Origin of the sequence: Paraburkholderia sp. DD10, assembly GCF_049177125.1 — a bacterium.
GTDB lineage: Bacteria > Pseudomonadota > Gammaproteobacteria > Burkholderiales > Burkholderiaceae > Paraburkholderia > Paraburkholderia terricola.
In genome coordinates this window covers 290,910-310,944 of record NZ_CP185393.1, presented here as the reverse complement: position 1 = coordinate 310,944, position 20,035 = coordinate 290,910, and the positions used below count along the sequence as shown (strand labels likewise).

General features: G+C 63.2%; 14 protein-coding genes. 7 read left to right on the top strand and 7 right to left on the bottom strand.

Going from position 1 to position 20,035, the window contains the following annotated elements; translation table 11 throughout:
* The first annotated feature begins 106 nt into the window (after nucleotides 1-106).
* The 4 genes from ACOCG7_RS16740 (at nucleotide 107) to ACOCG7_RS16725 (ending at nucleotide 3,692) form a co-directional block, all read left to right on the top strand.
* On the top strand, nucleotides 107-796 hold the full coding sequence (locus ACOCG7_RS16740) for a VOC family protein (protein ID WP_114162082.1): 690 nt from the start codon (nucleotides 107-109) through the stop codon (nucleotides 794-796).
* A gap of 75 nt (nucleotides 797-871) precedes the next feature.
* Nucleotides 872-2,068 carry a PLP-dependent aminotransferase family protein gene (locus tag ACOCG7_RS16735; RefSeq protein WP_073429483.1) on the top strand — a complete coding sequence of 399 codons (1,197 nt, stop codon included), beginning with the start codon at nucleotides 872-874 and terminating at the stop codon, nucleotides 2,066-2,068.
* Between the two features lie 58 nt (nucleotides 2,069-2,126).
* The gene (locus tag ACOCG7_RS16730) at nucleotides 2,127-2,591 is read left to right on the top strand and encodes a RidA family protein (protein WP_114162081.1); all 465 of its coding nucleotides are present in this window, start codon (nucleotides 2,127-2,129) and stop codon (nucleotides 2,589-2,591) included.
* Nucleotides 2,592-2,789: 198 nt separating this feature from the next.
* Nucleotides 2,790-3,692, top strand: coding sequence for a PhzF family phenazine biosynthesis protein (locus ACOCG7_RS16725; protein WP_114162080.1), 903 nt, complete (start codon nucleotides 2,790-2,792; stop codon nucleotides 3,690-3,692).
* Here the strand turns inward: ACOCG7_RS16725 and ACOCG7_RS16720 are convergent.
* On the bottom strand, nucleotides 3,654-4,115 hold the full coding sequence (locus tag ACOCG7_RS16720) for a hypothetical protein (RefSeq protein WP_152035330.1): 462 nt from the start codon (nucleotides 4,113-4,115) through the stop codon (nucleotides 3,654-3,656). The two genes, ACOCG7_RS16725 and ACOCG7_RS16720, sit on opposite strands and share 39 nt — an antisense overlap.
* 75 nt (nucleotides 4,116-4,190) lie before the next feature.
* Here ACOCG7_RS16720 and ACOCG7_RS16715 point away from each other — a divergent pair, with 75 nt between their 5' ends.
* Both ACOCG7_RS16715 and ACOCG7_RS16710 read left to right on the top strand, forming a co-directional pair.
* The gene (locus ACOCG7_RS16715; RefSeq protein WP_073429480.1) at nucleotides 4,191-6,557 is read left to right on the top strand and encodes a bifunctional diguanylate cyclase/phosphodiesterase; all 2,367 of its coding nucleotides are present in this window, start codon (nucleotides 4,191-4,193) and stop codon (nucleotides 6,555-6,557) included.
* A gap of 120 nt (nucleotides 6,558-6,677) precedes the next feature.
* Nucleotides 6,678-7,886, top strand: coding sequence for a chromate transporter (locus ACOCG7_RS16710; protein WP_083085281.1), 1,209 nt, complete (start codon nucleotides 6,678-6,680; stop codon nucleotides 7,884-7,886).
* A gap of 29 nt (nucleotides 7,887-7,915) precedes the next feature.
* On the opposite strand, the gene ACOCG7_RS16705 is transcribed toward ACOCG7_RS16710, so the two are convergent.
* The 5 genes from ACOCG7_RS16705 to ACOCG7_RS16685 form a co-directional block, all read right to left on the bottom strand.
* Nucleotides 7,916-8,374 carry a CopD family protein gene (locus ACOCG7_RS16705; RefSeq protein WP_073429580.1) on the bottom strand — a complete coding sequence of 153 codons (459 nt, stop codon included), beginning with the start codon at nucleotides 8,372-8,374 and terminating at the stop codon, nucleotides 7,916-7,918.
* Between the two features lie 277 nt (nucleotides 8,375-8,651).
* Nucleotides 8,652-10,976: a DNA topoisomerase IV subunit A gene (gene parC / locus ACOCG7_RS16700; RefSeq protein ID WP_114162079.1), complete on the bottom strand. Its 2,325-nt coding sequence runs from the start codon at nucleotides 10,974-10,976 to the stop codon at nucleotides 8,652-8,654.
* A gap of 63 nt (nucleotides 10,977-11,039) precedes the next feature.
* Entirely contained in the window at nucleotides 11,040-13,025 is a 1,986-nt protein-coding gene (gene parE, locus ACOCG7_RS16695; protein WP_083085292.1) for a DNA topoisomerase IV subunit B, read from the bottom strand.
* A gap of 325 nt (nucleotides 13,026-13,350) precedes the next feature.
* Nucleotides 13,351-15,273, bottom strand: a complete 1,923-nt coding sequence (locus tag ACOCG7_RS16690; protein WP_073429476.1) for an ATP-binding cassette domain-containing protein — start codon at nucleotides 15,271-15,273, stop codon at nucleotides 13,351-13,353.
* A gap of 205 nt (nucleotides 15,274-15,478) precedes the next feature.
* A complete protein-coding gene (locus ACOCG7_RS16685; protein ID WP_073429475.1) occupies nucleotides 15,479-15,880 on the bottom strand; it encodes a DUF4399 domain-containing protein in 402 nt (133 codons plus the stop codon).
* Nucleotides 15,881-16,197: 317 nt separating this feature from the next.
* On the opposite strand from ACOCG7_RS16685, the gene ACOCG7_RS16680 reads away from it, so the two are divergent.
* A complete protein-coding gene (locus tag ACOCG7_RS16680; protein ID WP_007175738.1) occupies nucleotides 16,198-16,389 on the top strand; it encodes a rubredoxin in 192 nt (63 codons plus the stop codon).
* A 756-nt stretch (nucleotides 16,390-17,145) separates the two neighbouring features.
* Here ACOCG7_RS16680 and ACOCG7_RS16675 read toward each other — a convergent pair.
* On the bottom strand, nucleotides 17,146-19,407 hold the full coding sequence (locus tag ACOCG7_RS16675) for an AAA family ATPase (RefSeq protein ID WP_114163435.1): 2,262 nt from the start codon (nucleotides 19,405-19,407) through the stop codon (nucleotides 17,146-17,148).
* Nucleotides 19,408-20,035: the final 628 nt, after the last annotated feature.

The window sequence follows — 20,035 nt, the reverse complement described above, 5'->3', positions numbered from 1 at the left end:
GCATGGCCCGCCGATCCGGCAAACGGTTATGCTTACGACCCCGGCAGCGCCACCGCCACACCCGGCCCGCTCCGGCTCACCGCAGAAAACCGTTGCTCGATCCGTCATGACTGCTCATCCGCTCCAGCTCGACCATCTCGTGATTTCCGCCCGTACCCTCGACGAGGGCACGCAGTACGTCGCCGACACGCTCGGCATCGCACCGTCCGGCGGCGGCGCGCATCCGCTGATGCGCACGCACAACCGCCTGTTGAACCTGTGGGGCGGCGTGTACCTGGAGGTGATCGCAGCCGATCCGCAGGCCGCCGAACCCGCCGACGGCGCCGCGCCGCGCGCCCGCCTGTTCGCCCTCGACGACCCGGCGACCCACGCGCGGCTCGAAAAAGGGCCGTACCTGTCGCACTGGGTCGCTCGGGTCGATCGGCCGAAACGCCTTTCGACGTGGCAAGCGCAGTATCCGCAGCGCATTCCGCCGATCGTGCCGATGACGCGCGGCGATTTCACATGGGGCCTGTCCGTGCCCGACGACGGCGCGTTCCCCGGCTGGCAAAGCGCGGGCGACGGCGTGCTGCCCTCGCTGATCCAATGGGATACGCCGCGGCATCCGTCGGCGGTCTTGCCGGAAACCGGCATTGCGTTGAAGGCCCTGAAAGCCGCGCATCCCCAGGCCGACACGGTGGCGGCGCAGTTGCGTTGGCTGGGCGCGGCGCATCTGATCGAACTGCGGCCGACCGACGGCGCGCCGGCGTTGAGCGCGGAGTTCGACACGCCCGACGGTCCGCGGACCCTTGCATAAGCAGCGCGCGCGGGTCGTCGACTCGCGCGATAATCGAAGTTTTGAACGGTTCCAGAGACACCAGCAGAGGAAACCATGGACCAAAGCGACTTGAAAGCCCCCACGTGGCAACTGTCCGAGCGCGCACGCAAGCTCACGAGCTCGGCGATCCGCGAGATCCTGAAGGTCACGGAACGGCCCGAAGTCATTTCGTTCGCGGGCGGCCTGCCCTCGCCGGCCACCTTCCCGGCCGAACGCATGCGCGAAGCGTCCGACCGCATTCTGCGCGACGCGCCCGCCGCGGCGCTGCAATACAGCGCGACGGAGGGCTATCTGCCGTTGCGTGAATGGGTCGCGCGGCGCTATTCGGTGAACGGCGCGCAGATTCGTCCCACGCAGGTGCTGATCACGACCGGCTCGCAGCAAGCGCTGGATCTGCTCGGCAAGGTGCTGGTGTGCCCGGACAGCCCGGTGCTGGTCGAAACGCCGACCTACCTCGGCGCGCTGCAATCGTTCTCGATGTACGAGCCGCGCTACGTGCAGGTGCCGACCGACGAACAAGGCCTGATCCCCGAAACGCTCACGCCCGAACTGACCGCCGGAGCGCGCCTGTTGTACGCGCAGCCGAACTTCCAGAATCCGACGGGCCGCCGCCTGCCGGTGGAACGCCGCCGCGCGCTCGCCGAGTTCGCGAAGACCGCGCCGTTCCCGGTGATCGAAGACGATCCCTACGGCGCGCTCGACTACGCGGGCGAGCCGCTGCCCACCATGCTGTCGATGGCGCCGGACCATATCGTCCACCTCGGTTCGTTCTCGAAGGTGCTGGCGCCGGGTCTGCGGGTCGGCTACATCATCGCGCCCGAAGAGTTGATCTTCAAACTCGTGCAGGCCAAGCAGGCCACCGATCTTCACACGCCGAGCTTCACGCAGCGCATCGTGTACGAAGTGATCAAGGACGGCTTCCTCGACACGCATGTGCCCACCATTCGCGAGCTGTATCGCGCTCAATGCGCGGCCATGCTCGCGTCGCTCGAACGCTATATGCCCGAGGGCGTGAGCTGGAACCGTCCGGAAGGCGGCATGTTCATCTGGGTGAATCTGCCCGCGCAAATCGACAGCATGAAGCTGCTGGCGGAAGCCGTCGCGCAGAACGTCGCGTTCGTGCCGGGTGGTCCGTTCTTTGCAAACGAGGCGCAGCACAATACGCTGCGTCTGTCCTTCGTCACGGTGCCGCCGGCACGAATCGACGAAGGCGTGTCGCGTCTCGCCGCGCTGATCCGCGCGAAGATCTAAACAACCGGAGGCCGCGCCTCCCGCGTTACCCGATTCCACTACCGAACAAGGACACGACATGGCTCAAACGAATGTGTACGACAAGCTCAAGGAACTGGGCATTGAATTGCCGAGCGCGGGCGCGCCGGCAGCGGCCTATGTGATGAGCGCGCAAAGCGGCAACACGGTGTACCTGTCCGGGCACATCGCGAAGAAAGACGGCAAGGTATGGGCCGGCAAGCTCGGCGCCACGCTCAGCACCGAGGAAGGCAAGGCCGCGGCACGCTCGATCGCCGTCGACCTGCTCGCCACCCTGCACGCGCACGTCGGCGATCTGAATCGCGTCACGCGCATCGTCAAGCTGATGAGCCTCGTCAACTCGACGCTGGAATTCACCGAGCAGCATCTCGTCACCAACGGCGCGTCTGAATTGATCGCCGACGTGTTCGGCGAGCGCGGCAAGCATGCGCGCTCGGCATTCGGCGTGGCGCAGATTCCGCTTGGCGCATGCGTCGAGATCGAGATGATCGCCGAAGTGGAGTAAACGCTCGACCGGCCGGACGGCATAAGAAAACCGGCTCGGACCGGTAGCCGGCCCATCGGACAAGCTGTAAAAAAACGCGTCGCGAGGTGGTGGCCACCCGCGGCGCGTTCCGCATTTGTGGCGAGGTGGATCGTTCCTTCATCAACGGATAGAATCCGCGAACCATAGCCATCTGCCGGCTTCGCCGGATCGCGCCCGATGCTCCTCAACACCGTTCGCTTCAAACAGGTCGACGTGTTCACGTCGGTGCCGTTCAAAGGCAATCCGCTCGCCGTCGTGTTCGATGCCGATGCGCTCGACGCGGACCAGATGCAAGCCATCGCGCACTGGACCAATCTCTCCGAAACGACCTTCCTGTTGAAACCGACAGACCCGGCCGCCGACTATCGCGTGCGGATCTTCACCACGCAGGGCGAACTGCCGTTCGCCGGCCATCCGACGCTCGGCTCCGCGCATGCGCTGCTCGAAAGCGGCTATCAGCCGAAGCAGGCCGGCAAGCTGGTGCAGCAATGCGGCGTGGGGCTCGTCGAATTGAAGGCGCTAGCCGGATCGGCCGGCGAGGACAACAGCGCCTGGGCCTTTGCCGCGCCGCCCGCGCGCGTCACGCCGCTTGCCGAGGCGCGCTACGCCGCGTTGTCCGCGGCCTTGCGTAGCAATGCGATCGACTTCAGCGCACCGCCCTGCGCGGTCGACAATGGTGCGCCGTGGCTCGTGGTGCGCCTCAAATCGGCGCGCGATTGCCTCGCGCTCGAACCCGACGCCGCCGCGCTCGCCGAGATCGTGCATTCGGTCGATACCCACGGCGTCGCCGTCTACGGCCCGCACGAGGTAGGCGATCCGGCCACCTTCGAGGTGCGCTGCCTGATGGCGGGCGGCAGCTTCGGCGTCGGCGAGGATCCGGTGACAGGCAGCGCCAATGCCGCGCTCGCCGGCTTGCTGAGCGCCCAGCAGTTGCGCCCTGGCACGCGCTATACCGCTCGCCAGGGCACCGTGCTGGGCCGCGCGGGCAAGGTGTCGGTGCACTACGACGACGCAAACGGCAAGACATGGATCGGCGGCTCCTCAGCCACGATCGTCGATGGCACGTGCCGCCTGGGATGAACGGCGCGGGCCGCGACGCTCGTGGACTGTGCGCAAGGCGCGAGGCTTCGAGCATCCAGGTTCGGCGCGCCGCCGCCGCGCCCTGACCACAAACGCCACATCGTTTGCACGACTAATGCGCTTCGCATCATGAAAGGCTTGCCAGATGCGTGCCAATACCCTGAATATCTGAAACGCCGGAACACCCGATCCGATGAAATGCCCGAACATGACCGCTGGGCGGCTGCCCTTGAGCCGAGCAAGCCGGCCAGGCGTCCAGCCGGGGAAAACGACCTGCCCGGCGCGCGTATACCCGATGCGAGGAAGCTTCCTTAATCCAGTGGCATTAAGTAATATCGAAACGTTCCCGACGACCTGCGGATGGTCAGGCACGACGCCACGCCCCTTCTTCCTGCGCAGCAGTCCCGGCGCCTTGGTGACCATGCAGCCAACCATGAAATCAGCGCAGTCGATGTCCGCGCGTTCGCAAACGGCCGGCAGCCTTGCACGGGCCGCGCAATGAGCAAATCCCGCTTCTCCGACCACACCGAAACCAAACCTCGGCGCGACCCCGCGGTGTCGCGCCGCCGCGCGCTGCTCGCCATTCCCGCGCTAGGCGTGCTGGTGCTGATTTTGCTGTGGACCGTGATCTTCGCGCGCCTGTCGGTCGAAAAAGAAGCCACGTATCGTGAGGCGATGGCCTCCGCCGCGATTCTCTCGGCGGCGCTCGAACAGCACACCGTGAAGGCGATTCACCAGGTCGATCAGATCACCCGCTTCGTCAAATACGAGTTCGAGAAAACCCCACATAGCTTCGATCTCGCGAGCACGGTCGAAAAAGGCGTGGTGCAAAGCGAGACCCTGGTGCAGGTGTCGCTGATCGATGAACACGGCACGTTGATTGCAAACACGGCCGAGCTCAACCCCAAGCGCATCGACCTGTCGGACCGCGAACACTTCAAGGTCCACGAACACGAAAACGACGACCAGTTGTTCATCAGCAAACCGGTGCTCGGCCGCGTGTCCGGCCATTGGACCTTGCAGATGACCCGGCGTCTGAATCATCCGGATGGCTCGTTCGCGGGCGTGGTGGTGGTGTCGGAGGACCCGAGCTATTTCACCAGCGACTTCTACAACAACGCGGCCATTGGACGCGAAGGCGTGATCGCCGTGATCTCGGACAACGGCGCGGTGCTCGCGCGGCGCACCGGCAGCGTCGTCTCCGCCAACGGCGCGTTCTCGGCGAGCGGCTCGTATCCGACCTCGGAACATGTGTCGGGCACCTACGTCGACTCGATCGACAACGTCACGCGCATCGTGTCGTACCGGCATATCGACGGCTATCCGCTCGGCGTGCTGGTCGGCCTTTCGCAAGCCGAGGAATTCGCCGACTACAACCACACGCGCAACGTCTATCTGTTGATGGCGGGCTTCATCTCGCTCGCCATGCTGAGCTTCTTCGCGGTGGCCACGGGTCTGATCGGCAAGCTGCTCGGCCGCGAGCGCGAGATGACGCATCTGGTCGAATACGATCTGCTGACCGGCCTGCGCAACCGCTATGCCACGCTGCAAACGCTGCGGCACGACGTGGCGCAGCCCGCCAATCTCGGCCGCCTCGCGATTCTCTTCATCGACCTCGACAACTTCAAGACCGTCAACGACACGCTCGGCCACAACGCCGGCGACATCGTGCTGCAAATGACGGCCTCGCGACTCGCCACCGCGGTCGGCGACGGCGGCGCTTCGGGCGGCGCGTTGAGCCGTATCGGCGGCGACGAGTTCGTCGTCGTGATCAAGGGCGACGATGTCGAGAAGCGCGCGGTGGCGCTCGCCGAGGCCGCCGCCGAAGCGTTCGCCAAGCCGTTCGAGGTGCGCGGCAGTTCGTTCGTGCTGCATGCGAGCATCGGCATCGCGCTTTATTCGGTCGCCAATGAAAGCGAGATCGACCTGCTGAAAAAGGCCGACCTCGCGATGTACAGCGCGAAGGACGCGGGCAAGAACTGCTACCAGTTCTATTCGCCGCAACTGTCACACCGCGCGGACCATCTGATGAAGTGGGAACAGCAACTGCGCGTCGCGCTCGCCGAAGGGCAACTGTTTCTCGCCTATCAGCCGAAGATCGATCTCACGCGCCGCTGCATTACCGGCTTCGAGGCGCTGGTGCGCTGGAATCATCCGCAGCATGGTTTGATTCCGGCGAACGAATTCATTCCGGTTGCCGAATCGACCGGCCTGATCGTGCCGATCGGCGACTTCGTGATCGAGACCGCGTGCCGTCAACTCGCGCAGTGGCAGCAACAGGGCTACGACACGCTGTCGCTCGCGGTGAACATTTCGGCGGTGCAATTCTGGCGCGGCGATCTGTACGAGACCATCTCGCATGCCATCGAGGAAAGCGGCATCTCCGCGCGCCGCCTCGAACTCGAGATCACCGAAACGGCGATGATGGAATACCCCGAACTCGTCTCCGAGAAAATCTTCGCGTTGAAGCGCCTCGGCGTGCGAATCGCGCTCGACGACTTCGGCACCGGCTATTCGTCGCTCTCGTACCTGAACCGCTTCTCCGTGGACACGCTGAAAGTGGACCGCTCGTTTATCCAGGCCATTCCGGGCGACCGCAGCGTCTGCGTGATGGTGACCGCGATCGTCAATCTGGCGCGCTCGCTCGGGCTGACGGTGGTGGTCGAAGGCACGGAGACCGAAGAGCAGATTGCATGGCTCGCCGCGCTCGGCCATATCGAGGCGCAGGGCTTCCTGTTCTCGCGCCCGGTGCCGGTGGACGCCATTGCGGCGCTGCTCGAACGCTTCGGCGTATGCGGCCAGACGGTACGCCGCCCCGCGCATGCAACCGACAGCGCGAGCAGCGTGCCGAGCACCAGCAACTGAGCCGTAACGCAGTAGAACCGCTACATGCACGGCGTAGCGCGTCACCGCGCGTAGCCGGCCGCATCAATACAACAACGATTCAACAGGGCGGGGGTCCTTGACCAAGGCCCCCGCGGCACCATGCAGACGATAACGAGCCAAGATGCCGCGAGACGAGGAAACCGGGAACCGCTATGGACGCTATTTCGGGTCGTGTTCGGCCTGTCGGCGTTGTCATGGGGCGGACTCGCGCTCATGGCGCAACTCGAAAACCACTATGTCGAACGTGAAGGCAGGCTCTCGCGCGTCGCCTTCTCCGACCTGATCGCGCTCGCCTGGATGGTGCCGGGGCCGGTGGGCTGCAACGTCGCCGTGCAGCTCGGGCACGCGCTGCGCGGACGCGCCGGCGCGTGGGTGGCGGGCATCGCGAGCGTGCTGCCTTTTTTCACGCTGATGACGCTGTTCGCGATCTTCTATCGCACGCCGCTCGTGCGCGCCGCCTCGTCGCAAATCTTGCTGAATCACTTCAGCGTGGTGCTGGCCACGTTGATCGCGATCACCTGGTTCAAACAGATGCGCGCGCTGGTGCGCGGCAAGCTCGAATGGAGCGCGGCGGTGCTGGGTTGCGTGGCGCTTTTCTATGCGCGCAGTCCCGCCGCTTACGTCTTGATGCTCGGCGCGGCGTTCGGTACGGGCTGGATCGCGAGCCCGGTTCGCGATAGCCACATTGTCGTGTCGCTCGCACGCGGCGACTGGCAAGTGCTGGCGTCGCTCTCCGTGTTCCTGGTGCTGTTCGCGCTGCCGCTGCCGCATCGCTATGAACTGGCGCTGCTGTGGCCGCGGCTGGCCGGCGCCGGCATGACCTTGTTCGGCGGCGGCTTTTCGGCGTTGCCCGTGCTCAAGACCTTGTTCGTCACGCCGGCGATCGGCATATCGGATAACGACTTCACCCTGGCGTTTTCGCTGTCGCCGCTTTCGCCTGGCCCGCTTCTGAACGTGGTGCCGTTCTTCGGCTATCTGGTGGACGGCTGGGCGGGCGCCCTGATTGCAACGCTGGCGCTATTCGTGCCGTCGGGATGCCTCGTGGTGGTGGCGCAACGGCATCTGCATCAGTTGAAGGCCAATCCGCGTTTCGAGCATGGCATGCGGATCTTGCGCGCGGTCACGACGGCGTTCCTCGCGGTGGCCGTGTTGCGCATCGCGGTACGTGTACCGCTCGAACCGGTTTATCTGCTGACCGCGCTCTTCTCCGGCATCTGCTTCGCGAAGCTCAAGCTGCCGGTGTACGCGGTGTACGGCACGGTGGCCGCGGCGTGTGGCTTGTGGCTTGCCCACGGCGCGCTGCACTGAGGCAGCGGCGGCCGCGGCGGCCGCGCCGCTCAGAATCCGCGCGAGAGCACCGCGACGCCGATCGTCACCACGCCCAGCACGATATTGATCAGCACGAGGCGCCGGATCGTGCCGACCGCCTGCGCGCCGTCCGGCCATTTTTGCGCCTGCACCGCGCGACGAATGCGCGGAAACACAGCGAAGCGGATGTGGCCGAAGATCAGCATCATCACGATGCCGATGCCGGCCATTGCATGCAGCGGCCAGGTTGCGCGACCGCCGCCGAATTGCATCAGCAGGAAACCGCCCGTGAGGAGAATCACCAGCACCGACGCGGCGACCCAGTTGAAGAAGCGGCCGAACACCGATTCCCACAGAGGCAGGCGCAATTGCGGCGATAGATCGGCAATGGCCGGACGCAAACAGAAATGTGCGAACACCATTCCGCCGACCCACACTGCAACCGCGAGCAGATGCAGAAAGAGCGCGAGTTCGATAGCCTTGTTCATGTTGTTTTCCTCTGCCGACGACGCCATACCGCTTATGCCGAATGCTATTAGCAGCGGCTACTGAGCGCGTTCGACCGCACGCTATGTGTGCAGTTCCTGCGCCGATGGCGTTCTGACATTCTTTCTAGTTTTAATGCAGCGCGCCGCGATACGGCGACGCGTTGCCCTCGAAATTCCACTGCGCACGGCGCGCGCTCGATGTGTCGTGGCGCGCGCCGCGTTGCTGCGTTTTACGCCGCGTTTCGCGCTGCGTTTTACGTTACGTCACGCGCTTATGTCACGCGGCCAGCACCGGACGCATTCCCTCGAGCTTCAGCTTGCTCTCGGGCGTGCGCCCCTTGCGCGCCCGCTTGCCGATATGCGGTGTGAGCGCCGCCCCGCTCAGCTTCTCTTCGTCGAGACGGCCGCCGCGGCGCGTACCAATCAGCATGACACCCGCATGGTTGATCGCCAGCGCCTGCGACAGCGTTTCCTTGTCGTCGAGCCCCATCAGCGTGACGCCGCGTCCGCCGCCCGAGAGCGTCTTCATTTCGTCGAGACCGAACACCAGCACACGCCCGCCCGACGATAGACACGCTATGTGCGTGGCGTCCGGCAGCATCGGCATCGGTGCGAGCGGCGCGGCGCCGGCGTCGATCGTCATGAACGACTTGCCCGCCTTCACGCGGCTCACCATATCGCCGACCCTGGCGATAAAGCCAAAGCCATTGCTCGACGCGAGCAGCAGCGCCTGATCCGCGGCAGCCGCGTAGTAATGCATCAGATGGCTGCCGGACTCGAGTTCGATCAACGACGTGACCGGCACGCCGTCGCCCCGGCCGCCCGGCAGCAGCGCCACCGCCACCGAATACACGCGGCCATTGCTGCCCCACGCGACCAGCGTATCCGGCGTGCGGCATTGGAACGCCGCATAAAGACCGTCGCCGGCCTTGAACGTGAAGCCGGCCGTGTCCAGGCCGTGGCCCTTCAGCGCGCGCACCCAACCCTTCTGCGACACCACCACGGTAACCGGTTCGTCGACCACGCGCGCTTCGAACGTCGCGCGCTTTTCCTGCTGGATCAGCGTGCGGCGCTCGTCGCCGTATTGCTTCGCGTCGGCTTCGATTTCCCTGATGAGCAGGCGCTTCATTGCCGATTCACTGCCGAGCAGTTCCTCGAGCCTGGCCTTCTCGTCGCGCAACTCGGACAGTTCCTTTTCGATCTTGATCTTCTCGAGCCGCGCCAATTGACGCAAGCGGATTTCGAGAATGTCCTCGGCCTGGCGATCGGACAAGCCGAACGCGGCCATCAACGCGACCTTCGGTTCGTCGGATTCACGAATGATGCGGATGACTTTGTCGATGTTCAAAAAGACGATCATCCGGCCTTCGAGGATGTGAATCCGGTCGTCGACCTTTTGCAAACGATGACGCGTGCGGCGCGTGACCGTCGCGAAGCGGAACGCGATCCACTCGTGCAGGACTTCGCTCAAGCCCTTCTGACGCGGCCGGCCGTCGCCGCCCACCATCACCATGTTGAGCGACGCATTCGATTCGAGGCTGGTATGCGCGAGCAGTGAATTGACGAACTCCGTCTGATCGATGCGGCTCGACTTCGGCTCGAAGACCAGGCGCACCGGCGCATCGCGGCCCGACTCGTCGCGCACCGCGTCGAGCAAGCCGAGCATGGTCTGCCTGGTCTGAAGTTGTTCGGGCGTGAGCGCCTTCTTGCCGAGCTTGATTTTCGGGTTGGTCTGTTCTTCGATTTCCTCGAGCACCTTCTGCGTGGCCGTATTCGGCGGCAGTTCGGTGATCACGAGTTGCCACTGCCCGCGCGCGAGTTCCTCGATCTTCCAGCGGGCGCGCACCTTCAGGCTGCCGCGGCCGGTTTCATAGGCGGCGGAAATTTCGGCTTCGCTCGAAATGATCTGGCCGCCGCCGGGGAAGTCGGGCCCGGCGATGTGCTGCATCAACTCGGCGTGCTGGATCTTCGGATTGCGGATCATCGCAACCGCCGCCGCCGCGACTTCGCGCAGATTGTGCGAGGGGATTTCCGTCGCGAGTCCCACCGCAATGCCGGAGGCGCCGTTCAGCAACACGAACGGCAGGCGGCCGGGCAACAGCCTCGGTTCCTGTGACGAGCCGTCGTAGTTCGGCATGAAATCGACCGTGCCCTGGTCGATCTCGTCGAGCAGCAGTTTGGCGATCGGCGTGAGACGCGCCTCGGTGTAGCGCATCGCCGCCGCGCCGTCGCCGTCGCGCGAACCGAAGTTGCCCTGGCCGTCGATCAGCGGATAGCGCATCGAAAAATCTTGGGCGAGACGCACCAGCGCGTCGTATGCCGACTGGTCGCCGTGCGGGTGATACTTGCCGAGCACGTCGCCGACCACGCGCGCCGACTTGACCGGCTTCGCGTTGTCGCCGAGGCCCATCTCGTTCATCGCGTACAGGATGCGGCGCTGCACCGGCTTCTGGCCGTCGCATACATCCGGCAGCGCGCGGCCCTTGACCACGCTCACCGCGTAGTCGAGGTACGCGCGTTCCGCGTAATTGCCGAGCGTCAGGAAGTCGCCTTCCGGAGGCGGCGGCTCGGTGAAAAGATCAAGCGTGTTGTCGTCGTCCATCTAGATTCCGTATCGGTGTTTGGCGTGAAGTTTTCGTGCGAAGGTGGAGCGCTGCGACAACGCTCAGATGTCCGCTTCCACTTCGTTGCCTTTTTCTTCCAGCCAACTGCGCCGCGACGACGCTTCGCCCTTGCCCATCAGCATGGTCATGCGCGCGACCGTGGCGTCGTAGTCGAGCTCGCCGAGCGCCACCGGCGTGAGGCGGCGCGTGTCGGGGTTCATCGTGGTGTCCCACAACTGTTCCGCGCTCATTTCGCCGAGGCCCTTGAAGCGGCTGATCGACCACTGGGTATCGCGCACGCCGTCCTTGCGCAGCTTGTCGAGGATCGCCTCGAGTTCGCCCTCGTCGAGCGCGTAGAGCTTCTGCGCCGGCTTCTTGCCGCGCGCCGGCGCGTCGACGCGAAACAGCGGCGGACGCGCGACACACACATGCCCGCGCTCGATCAACTGCGGGAAATGCTTGAAGAACAGCGTGAGCAGGAGCACCTGAATGTGCGAACCGTCGACGTCGGCGTCCGAGAGAATGCAGATCTTGCCGTAGCGCAGATTCGACAGATCGACCTTGTCATCCGGGCTATGGGGATCGACGCCGATCGCCACCGAAATGTCGTGCACCTCGTTGTTCGCGAACAGCCGGTCACGCTCGGTTTCCCATGTGTTCAGCACCTTGCCGCGCAGCGGCAGGATAGCCTGGTATTCCTTGTCGCGGCCCATCTTCGCGGAGCCGCCCGCCGAGTCGCCCTCGACCAGAAACAGTTCGTTGCGGCCGATTTCCGTCGACTCGCAATCGGTCAGCTTGCCCGGCAACACGGCGACGCCCGAACTCTTGCGCTTCTCGACTTTCTGCCCGGCGCGCGTGCGGGCTTGCGCCTGCTTGATGACGAGCTCCGCGAGTTTCTTGCCGTGCTCGACGTGCTGGTTCAACCACAGTTCGAGCGCCGGACGCGCAAACGACGACACGAGCTTTACCGCGTCGCGGCTATTCAGCCGCTCCTTGATCTGCCCTTGGAACTGCGGATCAAGCACCTTCGCGGACAGCACGAACGACACGCGCGCGAATACGTCTTCGGCAAGCAGCTTCACGCCCTTCGGCTGCAGGTTGTGCAACTCGACGAAGCTCTTCACCGCCTGGTAAAGACCGTCGCGCAAGCCCGCTTCGTGCGTGCCGCCCGCGGGCGTCGGAATCAGGTTGACGTAGGACTCGCGCATGAGCGTGCCTTCCTCGCTCCACGCAACGACCCAGGCGGCGCCCTCGCCTTCCGCGAACGTCTCTTCGTTCGCGCGCGAGTTTTCCGCGTAGCGTTCGCCCTGGAACAGCGGAATCAGCAGATCGCTGCCGTTCATGCCTTCGAGCAGATAGCCGCGCAGACCGTCTTCGTATTTCCACGTCTGCTGCTCGCCGGTTTTCTCGTTGATCAACGTGACTTCCACGCCCGGCAGCAGCACCGCTTTCGAGCGCAGCAGACGTTGCAATTCGCCGAGCGGCAGGTTCGGCGAATCGAAGTACTTCGGATTGGCCCACGCGGTGACGCGCGTGCCGGACTTCTTCTCGCCCTTCGCGGCGGGCCGCACCGTGAGTTCCTTGGCGACGTCGCCATTGGCGAAACTCAGGTCGGCGACCTTGCCGTCGCGCCACACGGTGACGTCGAGGCGCGTGGACAGCGCGTTGGTGACCGACACGCCGACGCCGTGCAGGCCGCCCGAAAACGTGTACGCGCCGCCGGCGGCTTTATCGAACTTGCCGCCCGCGTGCAGGCGCGTGTAGACGATTTCGACGACCGGCACGCCTTCTTCGGGATGCAGGCCGAACGGAATGCCGCGGCCGTCGTCCTCGACCGAGACCGAATGGTCCGCGTGCAGCGTGACCGTGATTTGCCGGCCGTAGCCGCCCAAGGCTTCGTCCGACGCGTTGTCGATGACTTCCTGAATGATGTGCAGCGGATTTTCGGTGCGGGTGTACATGCCGGGCCGTTGCTTGACCGGCTCGAGACCCTTCAACACCTTGATCGACGCTTCGCTATATGCGGCGTTTGGCTTTTTCGTAGACATGATTGCTCGGGTGCGTCGGTTCATCGTTGTCCACAGCGCCTGTGGACAGGTCCGTGGACAATGCGTTGAGTTTTCTAAAAAAGCGAAACGAAACAACGGGGTTAGGTGGGGTGCCCGCGATGCGGGCAAGCTGTTTTGTCGCGTGGCCTCCGGCTGGCGCGCTCAACGGCGGCGCATAGCCGGCCTCACGGCCGGCCAACGTCAACGCCGGTGCGAACGCCGGGGGAAGCCTGTTCGCGGGGTATTTTACTGATTTCGAAACAGGCGGCAATTCGCCAGACGTGGGATTGGCCGTCTGGACAAGGGGCGGCGCGCCCCCCGCGCGTTACTTGCGCTTCTTTTCCAGCTCGTCCCAGCGTTCCAGCGCGATCAGCAGTTCCTCGTCGATAGCGGCATACCGTTCGGTCAGACGGGTGCCTTCCTGCGGGTCTTTCGCGAAGACCGAACCGTCTTCGAGCTGCGCGCCGATGGTTTTCTGCTCCGCTTCGAGCGCGGCGATTTTTTCCGGCAGCGCGTCGAGTTCGCGCTGATCCTTGAACGACAGCTTGGCGGCGCGCTGCGTATTGCGGCCCGCCGCGCTGTCTTTCGGCGCCGCCTTGACGGCTTCCTTCTGCGTGTCCTGCGCCGCCAGTTGCTGCGAGCGGTCGCGCTGGATCTGCCAATCCGTAAAGCCGCCGACATATTCGCGCCACTTGCCGCCGCCTTCGGACGCAATCACGGAGGTCGCGACGTTGTCGAGAAACGCGCGGTCGTGGCTGACCAGCAGCACCGTGCCGTCGTACTCGGTGAGCAGTTCCTCGAGCAGTTCGAGCGTGGGAATGTCGAGGTCGTTGGTCGGTTCGTCGAGCACCAGCACGTTGGCCGGTCGCGCGAACAGACGCGCGAGCAGCAGACGGTTGCGCTCGCCGCCCGACAGCGACTTGACCGGCGAACGCGCGCGCTCCGGCGCGAACAGGAAGTCGCCGAGATAGCTCATGACGTGCTTTTTCTGGCCGTTCACCTCGACCCATTCGCTGCCGGGGCTGATGGTGTCGGCGAGGCTTTTGTCCAGGTCGAGTTGCGCGCGCATCTGGTCGAAATACGCGACCTGCAGATTGGTGCCGACGCGCACCGTGCCTTCGTCCGGCGGCAATTCGCCGAGGATCATCTTGAGCAGCGTGGTCTTGCCCGCGCCGTTCGGACCGACGAAGCCGATCTTGTCGCCGCGCATCACCGTGGCCGTGAAGGTGTCGACCACCGTGCGCGAACCATAGCGCTTGGTGACGTCCGTCAATTCGGCGACGATCTTGCCGGATTTCTCGCCCTGGCCCACGTCGAGCTTGACGTTGCCTTGCACGTTGCGGCGCTCGGCGCGTTCGTTGCGCATCTGCACGAGCCGCGCGATCCGGCCGACGCTGCGCGTGCGGCGCGCCTCGACGCCCTTGCGAATCCACACTTCTTCCTGCGCGAGCAGCTTGTCGGCCTTGTCGTTTTCGACGCGCTCGATTTCCAGTTGCTGCGCCTTGCGCGTCTGGTACGCCGAGAAATTGCCGGGATACGACAGCAGCCGCCCGCGATCCAGTTCGACGATGCGCGTGGCGACGCGGTCGAGAAACGCGCGGTCGTGGGTGATGAAAAGCAGGCCCGCGCGCTGCGAGACCAGCAGATCCTCGAGCCAGCGGATGCCGTCGAAGTCGAGGTGGTTGGTCGGCTCGTCGAGCAGCAGCACGTCCGGCTGCACCACCAGCGCACGCGCCAACGCGACGCGTTTTTGCATGCCGCCCGACAGCGCGCCCACCCGCGCCTCGCCGTTCAGACCGATCTGCTGCAGCGTGGTGGCCACGCGCGTGCTCCAGTTCCAGGCGTCCGCCGTATCCAGCGACGATTGCAGCGTGTTCATGCGCGCCATCAGCGCGTCGTGTTGCGGGCCTTCGGGCTCGTCGGCGAGCTGATTGGCGACCGCGTCGTATTCGTCGAGCAGCGCGCGGGCGTGGGTGAGACCGGCGGCGACCGCTTCGAACACCGTGTCGTCCGTATCGAACTCCGGCTCCTGCGGGACGTAGACCGTGGTCTGATTCTGCTGGCGCGTGACGAGGCCGTCATCGGGTTTCATCAGATCGGCGACGATTTTCAGCAGCGACGATTTGCCCGCGCCGTTGCGGCCGATCAAGCCGACGCGCTCGCCCGCTTCGAGAGAGAAATCCGCGTGATCGAGCAACGCGACGTGACCGAACGCCAGTTGGGCCCCGGTAATGGTGTAAAGCGACATGGAGAATTGGAGAAGACAGCGATGAGTCGGAACTGCTCATTGTACCGGGCGCACGCTCTGGTGCCTGTATGCCGGAAGAGATAGGCCGAACGGCCGGCTTGCGGGGCGGATGCGGACCGATGCAACCGGCTGCATGCCGATGACGCGGATGGGAACGCGCGGCCGGACGGCGCTTGCTCGCGCGCCGGCCGCGTCCCGCGGCGGCTTACTTGACGTGCACCGTGATGGTCTTGCTCATGCCGGGGCCGTAAGAACGATGCGCGCCGTCGCCGAATTGCAGCGTCAGCGTGTGATCGCCCGGCGGCAGCGTCACGTCGGTCTCGGTTTGGCCCTTGCCGAAGTGCAGCGATTTGTCGTTGGCGGGAATGACCTCGCCCTTGGGCAGCGCCTTGCCGTCGATCAGCAGATGATGATGGCCGGTGCCTTCCGTCATCGTGCCGGCCGGCGCGATCTTCATGCCGTCGACGCCGAACACCACGTGTACGGGATTCGTGACGCTCGCGCCGTCCGCCGGTTGGACGAAAGACACGCCCTCCGCCTGCGCCACGCCCGATACGGCAAGCAACCCGGCCAACGCGAAACCGGCCAACCATTTGTTCTTCAACATCGTTTTTCTCCTTTTTTGCCAAACGAAATCATGCGCGGGCCATGCCGGCGACGATTGCTGGACCGCTCGCCCGGAGGTCGATCGTCGCAGTGCAGGCTGGGCGCCCGGCGCGCGCCGGCCGAAAGCTCGGCTGCGAGTCAGAGCATACACGGTGTGTGTGACCAGGGCCTTTCAGCCGGCTTGGGCGCATTGCCGCAATGCCGCATGGGCAAACAACGGCCCGGTTGACGAATTCCGGTAATATTGCGGGTCGCCGCCATGCCCAAAAAAGGGGCAGACTTGGCAGATCATTGCATTGAACCAAAGAAGAGTGCGTCGTGAGCGAAGTAATAGAAGTGACGGAATACAAAAGCTGGGTCTGCCTGATTTGCGGCTGGATCTACAACGAGGAAGAGGGTCTGCCCGAAGAAGGCATCGCGCCGGGTACGCGCTTCGCCGCGATTCCCGAGGATTGGCGCTGCCCGCTGTGCGACGTCGGGAAAGCAGAGTTCGCGGTGGTGGAATTCTGAGCCGGCTTGATTGAGGCGGCCGGACGCTGTGTTGTGTAGGCGTCGGCGTGGTTTGCACGGCCCGGGTGGCGATGCCCGCTGGGCCGTTTGTTTTGCGGAGCTGGCGTTCTTCGCAGCCAGCCTCCTGCGCTCGGGTGTTTGACATACTGTGCGCTCGCTGGCGACTTTGAGTCGCCGATCACTGCGGACCTTGTCCGACAACCGGATTGCGATGATTGTTTTGGTTTGGTCCTGCTCCCTGTAGTTCAGGGAGTGGAATGACAGGTGCGAGGCCCTGTCAGATAGAGATTGCTACCACTGCTGTGTAGCAAATCAAATCTGTAGCACGTAAAACTCCCTCCTTTTCGAGTGCCGGGGTCGACTATTCCGCGGTCATGGCTTGGGCGCTCGTCTGATGAGAATCGGCCATCTACGGCCATTGACAGGCGGACCGAAGCGGACGTTCGAGCGTCGCATGAACCCAGACAACTGTCATTCACATGTCGACCGCACCTCGCATCGTCGACCGGGCCTAAGCGGAAGATCGAGGAGGCACGGCTACGGCGCGGAATTCCTGCATATAAGCATTGCGGCAATCAAGGCAGGAATTCGGCAGCAGTCGTGGACGACAGCTCGCTTCGGGCTGCCGCAAGGACGGCAAGCGTAACGCCCGCTTCGGCGCCACGACGACCGCAATACCACCTCCCAGCCATCGTGGAACCGCCAATTGGGTCCCACAGCCGAGGCGGCAGGCTTGGTGGGACGACAGGCTAGAGATCAGTGTGTGCCATCGTGCTCGGAGGCTTGGACTATCGGATCTTCAACGTAGGCGCTTCCCATCATCATTCGGTAGTGCGCACTGTGATCCCACTTTTCAAAAATCGCGCGGAAGACGCGCAGGTAGTTCTCGACGGCGGGTTGATCCAGCGCAAAGCTGATGTCGTCGGGCGTGAAGTGTGAGCCGTCGTTCACCCAAGACACCAAAGAAGCGCAAGCGACCTTGTCCGCGCCGTCGAACCGATCCGGTAGTTCATGGAGTTCGACTCCTCCGAGGATTTTGAAATAGCTTTCCAAAATCCTGCGCAGTGTGTTCTGGATCGATAGGTTATTGCGATCGGGCTGCCGTACTTCGTTCCATAGCAAGTCATACGACGTCTTGATCGGATTCGTTGCGTGCTGAACGACTTGCGAGGCCTGCCCTGATTTTCGAACAACCCAAAACGTCTCGTCCACAGTCGGATTCTTCCTGTTGATGCCTCGGCGGAACGTGACCTCCTTGTGGAAGTGCGCGTTGTGCGTGAGCACGAAAACCTGTTTGATACGCGATTTGCCCGAACGCACCTCGTCGAAGATAGATTTGACCAAGCTCGCGACGATGAAAAGGATCTCGCTATCGAGACTCGACACGGGGTCGTCGAACACAACGATTCGATTGTCTGTAATGCCGGTGTCTGTGTTGCTTCCCTTAATCAAATGGTAAAAATACAGGAAGGTGACGAACGTGCGTTCGCCCTCGCTGAGAGTGTGTTTGGCATTCGCGCCGTTCCCCCGGTTGAGGGCGTAGTGTTCCCCGGTAGTCGCCCGCGCGAGCCTGAAACCGTGGAAGCCGAACTTGGCGAGCAGCCCGTTGATCTCGTCGATAGTGGGCTGGATACTCGTCGATGCCTTCTCTAGCTCGACGATCTCGGCCTCCTTGTCGCGCCGTTCGTCGATGGACTTCTTGATTTCTGCTTCCATCGACCCAATCGCCTTGTTGATGCTCGACTTCTCCTTTAGGTAAGCAGCGAGATCTTCCTTGAGTTCTACGTCGATCAAGTGGCGCCAAATCTGCGCGCTTAATGCTGTCTTCTCGCTCTTAATATTTGCGACGAGGGCGTTTCGCTTGCTAATCTCGTTGTTTGCGGCGCCGATCAGGTGGTCGATTGCTTCGACGGACGTTGAGATGCTTTCGAGTTCGAGCGACAGGCTCGGCTCCCGCTGCTTGTCTGCTAGTCGCTGCAAGTTGGTTTGCAACCGCGTTTCCAACGAAGCGACTTCCGCGCGCAGGCGAGGCTCGTCTATGAACTTAGACGGCTTCTCTAAGATCCCGCGCAAGCCGTTTATGTAAGCAGCCGCCTGGGCGGCGTATCCCGCGTTGAGATCGTTGATGGCTTTCGTTTCGGCAAGGTAACTCTCGTCGAAGTATTCGGCCAAGCTCGTCGCGAACGATGACTCGATCTCCTGCTGGCAGAAAGGGCAGACGGAATCATTGGCGTCGTAGAACGGCAGGCCTTGTTTTACCCAGTCGCTGTTTCCCAACTTCTTTATCATCGCGGCGATGTCGACATCCTGCTTGCCCATGACGCGCTTTTTCATCACGGTATTGGCTTGAAACGCGAGCAGTGCGACCCCAGAGACCGCCGACACCGTGGTCTCGGACGCAGGCTCGTCGCCAAAGACAGTCTCGGCTCTCTTCAGTAATTCTTCGAGCGGGGCCAACGTCGCCTTGTTGGTTTCACGTTCGTTCAGCAATCGGGTTTTGAACTTCTCTGCGGCGTCACGAACGCCCTGGAACGCCATGGCGAAGTTGCCATCGTGCTTGACTTTTTGCTTCCAGCACGTCTCCCGGAAAGACTTCTCCAAGGCCGCCAGCTTTCCCCGGAATCCGCCCGCACCGCCCGCACCGTCCGCTCCTTGCAGCGATTCGGTCCGCTCGATCACGCGTTTGGTCAGGGTCTCGACGGCAACCTTGGCATCGGCGAGCTTGGCGATAGAATCAACGTTCTCTTCGCCTAGCGTGAAGATGCCTTTGAGCTCTTTCGAGGCGTCGAAATTCGTCTCCACGAAATCTCGGTTGTAGACCAGCGCCTTCAACGGCACGCCGGTCTTCCAACCGACCGAGCATCGCTCATGCCCTGGGCTGCAAGCTATCGCGCGGGAGATAGTCGTCTTACCGGACCCATTGGAGCCGAAAACGAAGTTTATCGTCGAAAGCCCTACCATCGATTGCGGTGCCGTCGCGTAGGTCGCGACATCGGCGATATTGATCGATTCGATCATTGACTGTTTCCCTGCGACGGATGCCGTCGTCTCCATAGCCACGGTTTGCGGTCCCGATTATTCGATAATAACGGAACCATCCACGCCAACTTGAGCGTCTGCATCCACGCCGGGTGATCGGTATCCGGAATTTCGGATCTCCGTACCCGTTCGCGCCACATGAGAGCGGATTTTTACAGAGAACACTTGGCGACGCTGCGCGAGTGGCCGTAAAGGCCGGAAACGCGCTGGCGACCAACGAGCCCTGAGCGACGGCAGAACTTTGAAAGCTGCCGTTCGGCTAACGCGGCGTCAAACGACAGAAATGGGTCGAACCGAGCCGTTGAAAGTCACCTTGCCGGTTTTTCCCCGGCGGCGACAGTTCAATAGGGAGGAGTTGACGCACAAATTCATTAATTTGGTGTCGGTCCAGTGACGGAATAGGAGAGATGCCTACAGTCCGCATGCGCGCATATAAATTTTCACGCATTTAATCTTCATGTCAGCCCTCCTGTTTGTCATTGAACTTATCCTGCCGAAATCGCCGCATCGCCAGGTTCAGACCTGGCGCGCGGCTATCGCAGGATGGAGTTCGCACCACTGACATCGAGGCTGAACTTGTGCGTGTTATTACGAAAGAACTAACAGT

Excerpts from the sequence above, each read along its gene's own strand:
- ACOCG7_RS16740 (WP_114162082.1), top strand. The coding sequence starts at position 107 with ATGACTGCTCATCCGCTCCAGCTCGACCATCTCGTGATTTCCGCCCGT.
- ACOCG7_RS16735 (WP_073429483.1), top strand. The coding sequence starts at position 872 with ATGGACCAAAGCGACTTGAAAGCCCCCACGTGGCAACTGTCCGAGCGC.
- ACOCG7_RS16730 (WP_114162081.1), top strand. The coding sequence starts at position 2,127 with ATGGCTCAAACGAATGTGTACGACAAGCTCAAGGAACTGGGCATTGAA.
- ACOCG7_RS16725 (WP_114162080.1), top strand. The coding sequence starts at position 2,790 with ATGCTCCTCAACACCGTTCGCTTCAAACAGGTCGACGTGTTCACGTCG.
- ACOCG7_RS16720 (WP_152035330.1), bottom strand. The coding sequence starts at position 4,115 with ATGGTCACCAAGGCGCCGGGACTGCTGCGCAGGAAGAAGGGGCGTGGC.
- ACOCG7_RS16715 (WP_073429480.1), top strand. The coding sequence starts at position 4,191 with ATGAGCAAATCCCGCTTCTCCGACCACACCGAAACCAAACCTCGGCGC.
- ACOCG7_RS16710 (WP_083085281.1), top strand. The coding sequence starts at position 6,678 with ATGCAGACGATAACGAGCCAAGATGCCGCGAGACGAGGAAACCGGGAA.
- ACOCG7_RS16705 (WP_073429580.1), bottom strand. The coding sequence starts at position 8,374 with ATGAACAAGGCTATCGAACTCGCGCTCTTTCTGCATCTGCTCGCGGTT.
- parC (WP_114162079.1), bottom strand. The coding sequence starts at position 10,976 with ATGGACGACGACAACACGCTTGATCTTTTCACCGAGCCGCCGCCTCCG.
- parE (WP_083085292.1), bottom strand. The coding sequence starts at position 13,025 with ATGTCTACGAAAAAGCCAAACGCCGCATATAGCGAAGCGTCGATCAAG.
- ACOCG7_RS16690 (WP_073429476.1), bottom strand. The coding sequence starts at position 15,273 with ATGTCGCTTTACACCATTACCGGGGCCCAACTGGCGTTCGGTCACGTC.
- ACOCG7_RS16685 (WP_073429475.1), bottom strand. The coding sequence starts at position 15,880 with ATGTTGAAGAACAAATGGTTGGCCGGTTTCGCGTTGGCCGGGTTGCTT.
- ACOCG7_RS16675 (WP_114163435.1), bottom strand. The coding sequence starts at position 19,407 with ATGATCGAATCGATCAATATCGCCGATGTCGCGACCTACGCGACGGCA.